The sequence below is a fragment of the Streptomyces sp. NPDC001100 genome (genome assembly GCF_053598575.1).
This window is the reverse complement of sequence record NZ_JBSFKO010000004.1, coordinates 193,033-201,552: the sequence shown is the minus strand read 5'-3', so window position 1 is coordinate 201,552 and position 8,520 is coordinate 193,033. Positions and strand designations below refer to the sequence as shown.

Here is an 8,520-nt window from a genome sequence, read left to right as displayed (position 1 = left end):
GAACCGGCGCTACTGCCGTGAGAGGGCAGCGTGCTAGGCCGCTACACAACGGGGGCTTTGCAGATGAGCTCTGCGAGCTGGCCTACCAGGACTCGAACCTAGACTAACTGAACCAGAATCAGTCGTGCTGCCAATTACACCATAGGCCACTGGAACGCAATCCCCTGTGGGGGTTCTTGTTCTAGTCTGCGCCTCCGGTTCCCGGCCTTTCGGCCCGCTCTCCGGCGGCGCAGGAAGAACATTACCCGAAGGTGGACGGGGCTCCAAAACGGGTATCGGCGCCGAGCAGAGCGGGGAGTTCGGCGAGCGAGCCGATCCGGTGCCGCCCCACCAGGGCCTCGACGGAGGTGTGGCCGCCGTGGCGGTCGATCCAGACGGAGAGCAGACCGGCGTCCGCGGCACCCCGTCCGTCGATCTCCGGGTGATCTCCGACATACGCGACCTCGTGCGGCGGAAGTTCCAGCGCCTCGCAGACCGCGAGGAAGGCGCCGGCCTCGGGCTTGGAGACGCCCAGTTCGGCCGCGCACAGGATGACCTCGAAGCGGTGGTGCACCCCGAGGGCACGCAGTTTGCGGTCCTGGACGGTGATGCTGGAGTTGGAGAGGACGGCGTGCCGGTGGCTGGCCGCGAGGGTGTCGAGGACGGGCAGGACGTCCGGGAAGAGGGCCCAGGCGATCTCGTAGTGGGTCTTGTAGCGCCGGAACCAGTCATCCGCCTCGGCGTCGGTCAGCTCCTGGTCCAGGAAGTGCCGGACCCGGTCCAGCCGCTGGCCCTCGAACGTGACCTCCCCGGCCGCGAATCGCGCCCAGTGGAACTCGGTGGCCACCCGCCAGCGCTCCAGCGCGTCCACCACGCTCGTGTGCCCGTCGAGCAGTCCCTCGGCCGCCAGGTGCGCGGACATGGCGGCGCGGTCCGCTCCGGTGTAGTCGAACAGGGTGTCGTCGACGTCCCAGACCACGGCCCGAATACTCATGATCCGACAATAACGTGGGGCCCCGGAGCACGTCAGCGCCCCGGGGCCCCACGGTCGTCAACTCTCAGGCGCAGGACAGGGTCCAGGAACCGTAGGAACCGATGATGTAGCCGCCGCTCTCGGTGAGGCCGACGCGGTAGTAGAAGCAGGCGCCCTCGGTGAAGTCCTTGTCGTAGACATAGGCGTTGTCCAGGTCCCAGCCGGTGTAGCCGCCGGTGTACGCCTTGGACTGGGCGGAGTCGGTCGTGTGGGGCTGTCCCGTGGTCGGTGTCGTCCAGTAGAGGAGGACTCCGTGGCCGTCGGAGCAGGTGTCCAGGAACTTGAAGGTGTCGCCGTCCGGGTAGAAATACACCACCCCGCAGGCGTTCTTGCTGGACCCGCTGTCGATGGCCGCCGCGGGTGCCGTCGCGGCGACCGCCAGGGCGACGGCGGCGACGACCACCGTGAGAATCTTCTTGAACACGCAGACCCCTCCCCATGCACGTGCCGGCTCCCCGTAACGCCGGATCGAGGGGATCTTAGCCATGACGTGAACATTTCACTACGATGATTTGACGAAGCAGGGGCGGTACCCGGATCACCGGACACCGCCCCTGTCGTGCGCTTCGGTCAGGCCGTCAGTTTCGCCAGGGCCGCGTCGATCCTGGCGAGGGTCTTCTCCTTGCCCAGGATCTCCAGGGACTCGAAGAGCGGCAGGCCGATCGTGCGGCCGGTGACGGCCACGCGGACCGGGGCCTGGGCCTTGCCGAGCTTGAGGCCGTGGGTCTCGCCGGCGGCCAGGACGGCCTCCTTGAGGGACTCGGCCGAGCTCCAGTCCGCCGACTCCAGCTTCTCGCGGGCCGTACGGAGGAGGGCGTCGGAGCCCTCCTTCATGGCCTTCGCCCAGGAGGCCTCGTCCTCGACCGGCTCGGCCAGGAAGAGGAAGTCGACGTTGTCCGTGATCTCCGACAACACCTTCAGGCGGGTCTGCGCGTGCGGGGCGACGGCCTGCCACTTGGCCTCGTCGAAGTCCTCCGGCGCCCAGGGGGCGAACGGGGCCTTCAGCCAAGGGGCGCAGCGCTCGGTGAAGTCCTTCACGTCGAGCAGCCGGATGTGGTCGGCGTTGATCGCCTCGCACTTCTTCAGGTCGAAGCGCGCCGGGTTGGGGTTCACGTCCGCGATGTCGAAGGCCGCGACCATCTCGTCCATCGAGAAGACGTCCCGGTCGGCCGCGAGCGACCAACCCAGCAGGGAAAGGTAGTTGAGCAGTCCCTCGGGCAGGAAGCCGCGCTCGCGGTACAGGTTGAGCGAGGACTCGGGGTCGCGCTTGGAGAGCTTCTTGTTGCCCTCGCCCATCACGTACGGCAAGTGGCCGAAGGACGGGACCGACTTGGCGATGCCGAGGTCGATCAGCGCCTTGTACAGGGCGATCTGACGGGGCGTCGAGGAGAGCAGGTCCTCGCCGCGCAGGACGTGGGTGATCTCCATCAGGGCGTCGTCGACCGGGTTGACGAGCGTGTACAGCGGGGCGCCGTTGGCTCGTACGATCCCGTAGTCCGGGACGTTCTCCGGGGTGAACGTCAGCTCGCCGCGGACCAGGTCGGTGAAGGTGATCGTCTCGTCGGGCATCCGGAAGCGGACGATCGGCGTGCGGCCCTCGGCCTTGTAGGCAGCGACCTGCTCGGCGCTCAGGTCGCGGCAGTGGCCGTCGTAGCCGGAGGGCTTGCCGGCGGCGCGGGCGGCCTCGCGGCGGGCGTCCAGCTCCTCGGTGGAGCAGTAGCAGTCGTAGGCGTGGCCGGCGTCCTGGAGCTTCTTCGCGACGTCCTTGTAGATGTCCATGCGCTGGGACTGGCGGTAGGGCGCGTGCGGGCCGCCGATCTCGGGGCCCTCGTCCCAGTCGAAGCCCAACCAGCGCATCGCGTCGAGGAGTTGGCCGTAGGACTCCTCGGAGTCGCGGGCCGCGTCGGTGTCCTCGATGCGGAAGACCAGCGTGCCCTGGTGGTGCTTGGCGAAGGCCCAGTTGAACAGGGCGGTGCGGACCAGGCCCACGTGCGGGTTGCCGGTCGGCGAGGGGCAGAAACGGACGCGTACGGGTGCGCTAGCCACGCTTGACAACCTTGTTGGTGAGAGTGCCGATGCCTTCGATGGTGACGGCGACCTCGTCGCCGACGGTGAGCGGTCCGACGCCTGCCGGGGTGCCCGTGAGGATCACGTCGCCGGGGAGCAGCGTCATGGCCTCGGTGATGTTGACGATCAGGTCCTCGATCGAGTGGATCATCTCGCTGGTGCGGCCGAGCTGGCGCTGCTGGCCGTTGACCGTGAGCTGGATGGTGAGGTCGCTCGGGTCGAGGTCCGTCTCCACCCAGGGGCCGAGCGGGCAGGAGGTGTCGAAGCCCTTGGCGCGGGCCCACTGCTTCTCGCGCTTCTGGACGTCGCGCGCGGTGATGTCGTTGGCGCAGGTGTAGCCGAGGATGACGTCCTTGACGCGCTCGCGCGGGACCTCGCGGCACATCCGGCCGATGACCACGGCCAGTTCGGCCTCGTGGTGGAGGTCCTCGGTGAAGGAGGGGTACTGGATGTCGTCGCCGGAGCCGATCACCGAGGTGGACGGCTTGAAGAAGGCGAAGGGGGCGTCCGGCACCTCGTTGCCCAGTTCCCGGGCGTGCTCGGCGTAGTTGCGGCCGTAGGCGACGACCTTGTTCGGGAGCACCGGCGGCAGCAGCCGGACCTTGCTCAGCGGGACCTTCGTACCGGAGAGTTCGAAGTCCGCGAACGGGATGCCCTTGATGATGTCGAGGACGAGCTCGTCCGGCTTGTCGCCCTCGACCGCGCCGAAGGCGACGTTCCCGTCGATGGAGAATCTGGCGATGCGCACGGGATCCTGGCGCCCCTCACTGAGCTGGCTGGAGTCTGACGCTCCAGGCTAACGCGGTGCGGGACCCCTGCTCGCGCGATTACTCCGCGGCGGCGCCGACCGGGATCTCGGTGAGGATCGTGCGGCGCGGGTTGGCGGTCTGGGCCGGCAGGTCGAGCGAGTGTTCCTGCTGCTCCGGCGTCTGCAGCTCGTCGGCGTCCGACAGGTGCGCCAGCGTCGTGCGTCGCGGGTTGGCAATGTTGCGGAACATCATCGTCGTCTTCACTGTTGTACTCGACCCTCGTCTGTCCTGGGTGGGTGGTTGACGGATTGTGCCCTCATGTAAAGCGTCAGGCTAAACATCCAATTCCCGGCCGAACGCGTGAAGAGCCCATGATTCGCGTGTGAGTTTGCTCACCACCCCATAGGCATACCGGCCAATTCGGACCGTCAACTCACCTCAACGAAACGGACATTGCACACCTGAAGCTGCCATTCCGCTCCTGATCATGGCGACTTGGGCACATCCCGCGCCCGGCGGGATGGTGGGTATTTGCCCACTTTGGAGTGAATAGCTTTCTACGTCTCGTGACACAGTCCTCACGGGGTGTCACACAGGTCACAGCCTGGCCTACGGGCCTTGTTGGAGATCCGGCACTGTGCTGGAATTCCACGGACCGCCGCAGAATCAGCCCGGCGCGCAGGGGGCGCAACGCAGCGCCGAGGGCGGCGGAAGGGGGGAGCAGCGCCGGTCACTCACGACCACACATGGGGTGCGCGTTCAGGGCGCTCCCCAAGACGCCGACACCGTCCTTCCGTTCGCGCGGGGGACGCCTGGTCCAGAGGTTGCGACGCTAGTGCAGGGACGTTTCAAGAGGGATGGCAGTGCTCCGGCGGAGCCGGAGCCGCATGGCGGGGCTGGCCCCAACACCGGCAGCTCCTCGCCCCAGCACGCCCAGAACCCGGGCCCGGCACCGTCAGGCGACGGCGGGGGCCCCGGGCGCCCCGGTGTGTCCGCAGCCCCGACCCCAACGCCCCCGGTGAAGCCGCCGAGCGGCACGCCAGGGCCCGGCTCGCGCGTCGCGCTGCGCAACTGGCGCATTTCGACGCGCCTTGTGTCGCTGCTCGCGCTCCCCGTGGTCGCGGCCACCTCGCTGGGCGCCCTGCGCATCAGCGACTCCATGACCGACATCCAGCAGCTCGACAACATGAAGCTGCTGACGGACATGACCAAGCAGGCCACCGAGCTGGCCACCGCGCTCCAGGAGGAGCGCGACCAGTCGGCCGGTCCGCTGTCGCACGGCGGCAAGGCCACCGACTACGAGGTCAAGGGCTACGAGGAGAAGACCGACCGCGCCCGCGACAACTTCATCAACTCCTCGGAAGAGGTGGACAGCGCCAGCAGGAACGGAAACCTGCAGGGCGTCCGCGAGACCGTGGTCGGTCTCGCCACCGAGTTGGACAACCTCGACAAGATCCGCAAGACGGCGTACCAGTCGAAGGGCAACTCGACGCAGACGGTCGACGCCTACCACCGTCTGATCACCCAGCTGCTCGACCTCTCCCAGGACATGGCCGAGGCGACCAGCAACCCGGAGATGATCCAGCGCACGCGCGCCCTGGCCGCCTTCTCCTCGGCCAAGGAGTTCGCGTCCGTGCAGCGCGCCGTCATCGCGGCGGCCCTGCCCGACAACAACACGACGACCGGCAAGCTCTCCGACAACGACCGGCTGTACGCCGACTCCGCGCTGGAGAGCGAGAAGTCGGACCTGGCGATCTTCCGCAACATCTACGGCGACCAGGGTGCCGAGGACCTCATCCAGCCGATCGAGGACGGCAACGCCACGATCGACGCCGCGGACAAGTACGCGGAGCGCGCCCTCGCCAACACGAACGGCCTGGCCTCGCAGGACAAGCGCTCGTACAAGGACTGGATCGACGACAGCTCGACCAAGATCGAGCAGATGAAGAAGATCGAGCACACGCTCCTTGAGGACATGGAGCAGAAGGCCCGCGAGCTGCGCTCCGCCTCCGAGCGTGAGGCGATCATCTCCGGTGCGCTGATCCTGCTCGTGCTCGGCGTCTCCCTCGTCGGCGCCTTCGTCATCGCCCGTTCCATGATCCGCTCGCTGCGCCGGCTCCAGGAGACCGCCAACAAGGTCGCCCAGGACCGGCTGCCCGAGCTGGTCAAGCAGCTCTCCGAGTCCGACCCGCAGGACGTCGACACGTCCGTGGAGTCGGTCGGTGTGCACTCCCGGGACGAGATCGGCCAGGTGGCCGCGGCCTTCGACGACGTGCACCGCGAGGCAGTCCGCCTCGCTGCCGAGCAGGCCCTCCTGCGAGGCAACGTCAACGCGATGTTCACCAACCTCTCGCGCCGCTCCCAGGGCCTCATCCAGCGTCAGCTCTCGCTCATCTCCGAACTGGAGTCCCGCGAGGCCGACCCGGACCAGCTGTCCTCGCTCTTCAAGCTCGACCACCTCGCGACCCGCATGCGCCGTAACGGTGAGAACCTTCTCGTTCTCGCCGGTGAAGAGCCCGGCCGCCGCTGGACCCGCCCGGTCCCGCTGGTCGACGTGCTCCGCGCCGCCGCCTCCGAGGTGGAGCAGTACGAGCGCATCGAGCTCTCCTCCGTGCCGACCACCGAAGTGGCCGGCCGCGTGGTCAACGACCTCGTGCACCTGCTCGCAGAGCTGCTGGAGAACGCGACCTCGTTCTCCTCGCCGCAGACCAAGGTCAAGGTCACCGGTCACGCGCTGCCCGACGGCCGCGTGCTGATCGAGATCCACGACACCGGTATCGGCCTCTCCCCCGAGGACCTCGCGGCGATCAACGAGCGGCTCGCCTCGCCGCCCACCGTGGACGTCTCGGTCTCCCGCCGCATGGGTCTGTTCGTGGTCGGCCGGCTGTCCCAGCGCCACGGCATCCGCATCCAGCTGCGTCCGTCCGACTCCGGTGGTACGACCGCGCTGGTCATGCTCCCGGTCGATGTCGCCCAGGGCGGCAAGAAGCCCGCTCCCGGCCAGGCCGCTGTCGGCGCGGCCGCCGCCGCGGCCGGTGCCGGTGCGGCTCGCCGGGGCAACGGTCAGGGCGGCTCCGCCCTCGGCGGGGGTGCGCCGGGGAACGGCGGACTGCTCGGTGCCGGTGCCGCTCCGCGCGGCCAGGTCGGTTCCGGTCAGGGCCCGCGGGCCGCGCTGCCCGGTGCGGGCGGTGGACGTCCGGGTGGTCCGGGTGCTCCCGGCGGTGCGCGTGGACCGCAGGGTCCCTCGGCGCCGCAGGGCCGTCCGGCCGCCGGCTCCGGTGCCGGTCTCTTCGGCCAGGCGCCGAGCGCCCCGCAGGGGTTGCAGGCCGCCGGTACGGGTACCCCGCAGGGCTTCGGCGACGGACGCCAGGACGCCTTCGGCGGGACCCCTCCGCAGCAGAACCAGAACGGCTCGGTTCCGCCGCAGCGCGCGAACAACGAGCCCGAGCCGCCCCGTGGCGGCGGCCGGCGCCGCGGGCGCCAGCCGCAGCTCCCGCCGCGCGGTGGTGCGCGGGCCGAGCTGCCGGGCGGCAACAACCAGCGCCCCAGCTGGAGCGACGAGAACGCGCAGCCCCCGCTGGGCCGCGGCAACCTCGACGCCCCGCGCGGTCACGACGAGCGGGACGCCGAGCAGACCTCCCGGATGCCGCGCATCGACGACCGTCAGGGCCCCGGCACGCAGGAGATGCCGGCGATCCCCCGCCTGGACGCGCAGGACAGCAGGCAGTTCCCGCGTCCGGGTACGAGCGGACCGCAGGACACGGGTTCCTTCCCCCGGCCGAACCTCAACGAGTCCCAGAACACGGGTCAGTTGCCGCGTCCGGGCGCCAACGGGGCACCGGCCAACGGCCAGTTCCCGAGGCAGGACTTCGACAACCCGCGTCCCGGCTCCAACTCGCAGCAGAACGGCGGCCAGTTCGTCCGCTCGGACGTCTTCGGCTCTCCGAACAGCCCGGCCAACAACCCGTCGAACCCGGCCAACACGGGACAGTTCGCCGTCCCGCAGGCCTACGACGGCAGCTCCACCGGCCAGTTCGCGACTCCCGGTTTTGACAACGGGTCCACCGGTCAGCACAATCTGCCGGGCCGTCAGAACCCCGGGAACACCGGGCAGTTCGACCGTCCGCAGGTCAACGGGAACCGCAACGGCGCCGACTTCGGCACCGCGCGTCCGCCCGCCCCGCAGCGTCCCACCCGCCAGGAGCCCGAGGCGTTGCCGCCTGCCACGGGTCCCGGCGACGGCAGGACGCCGCTGTACGACACGCTGGAGACCAACTGGTTCCACGGCCAGCAGGCGGAAGCGCAGAGCCAGAGCAACGGCTCCGCCCCCGCCCCGCAGCCGCAGGCACCGCAGGCTCCGGCGACACCCCCTCAGCGTCCCACGGGCGGTACCTGGCGCAGCTCGCCGAACGACGATCTCGTTCGGCAGGCGGAGCGCGTACGGCAACCGGCCGCGGGCGGCGTCACCACCTCCGGCCTGCCGCGCCGGGTGCCCAGGGCGAACCTCGTCCCGGGCACGGCTCAGCAGCAACAGCACCAAACCGGTCCGCAGGTCTCGCGTGCGCCTGACGACGTACGCGGCCGGCTGACCAATCTCCGTCGGGGCATCGCACAGGGCCGCCAGGCCGGTACGGGTACCGGCCAGACCGGCAGCTTCCCCAGCCCCACTCACCAGCAGGAGCGTTAGTTGAG

At 69.5% G+C, this 8,520-nt stretch carries 6 protein-coding genes and 1 tRNA gene; 1 reads left to right on the top strand and 6 read right to left on the bottom strand.

Features of this window, described 5'->3' with window-relative positions; all coding sequences use genetic code 11:
* Nucleotides 1-77 precede the first annotated feature (77 nt).
* The 6 genes from ACWDEW_RS07305 to ACWDEW_RS07280 form a co-directional block, all read right to left on the bottom strand.
* Nucleotides 78-149, bottom strand: a tRNA-Gln gene (locus ACWDEW_RS07305).
* Between the two features lie 92 nt (nucleotides 150-241).
* Complete coding sequence (locus ACWDEW_RS07300; protein WP_450510453.1) at nucleotides 242-973, bottom strand: HAD family hydrolase; 732 nt, start codon at nucleotides 971-973, stop codon at nucleotides 242-244.
* Nucleotides 974-1,037: 64 nt separating this feature from the next.
* Complete coding sequence (locus ACWDEW_RS07295; protein WP_450510451.1) at nucleotides 1,038-1,436, bottom strand: hypothetical protein; 399 nt, start codon at nucleotides 1,434-1,436, stop codon at nucleotides 1,038-1,040.
* Between the two features lie 146 nt (nucleotides 1,437-1,582).
* Nucleotides 1,583-3,067 (bottom strand): glutamate--tRNA ligase, encoded by a 1,485-nt coding sequence (gene gltX / locus ACWDEW_RS07290; protein ID WP_450510449.1) that lies wholly within the window; start codon nucleotides 3,065-3,067, stop codon nucleotides 1,583-1,585.
* Entirely contained in the window at nucleotides 3,051-3,827 is a 777-nt protein-coding gene (locus tag ACWDEW_RS07285; protein ID WP_019068715.1) for a fumarylacetoacetate hydrolase family protein, read from the bottom strand. The genes gltX and ACWDEW_RS07285 overlap by 17 nt, the downstream gene beginning before the upstream one ends.
* A 79-nt stretch (nucleotides 3,828-3,906) precedes the next feature.
* Entirely contained in the window at nucleotides 3,907-4,092 is a 186-nt protein-coding gene (locus ACWDEW_RS07280; protein WP_431253189.1) for a hypothetical protein, read from the bottom strand.
* A gap of 571 nt (nucleotides 4,093-4,663) precedes the next feature.
* On the opposite strand from ACWDEW_RS07280, the gene ACWDEW_RS07275 reads away from it, so the two are divergent.
* The gene (locus ACWDEW_RS07275) at nucleotides 4,664-8,515 is read left to right on the top strand and encodes a sensor histidine kinase (protein WP_450510447.1); all 3,852 of its coding nucleotides are present in this window, start codon (nucleotides 4,664-4,666) and stop codon (nucleotides 8,513-8,515) included.
* The last annotated feature ends 5 nt before the right edge of the window (nucleotides 8,516-8,520 follow it).

What these genes read in the sequence shown, in the direction of transcription:
- ACWDEW_RS07300 (WP_450510453.1), bottom strand. Translation starts at nt 973, where the DNA reads ATGAGTATTCGGGCCGTGGTCTGGGACGTCGACGACACCCTGTTCGAC.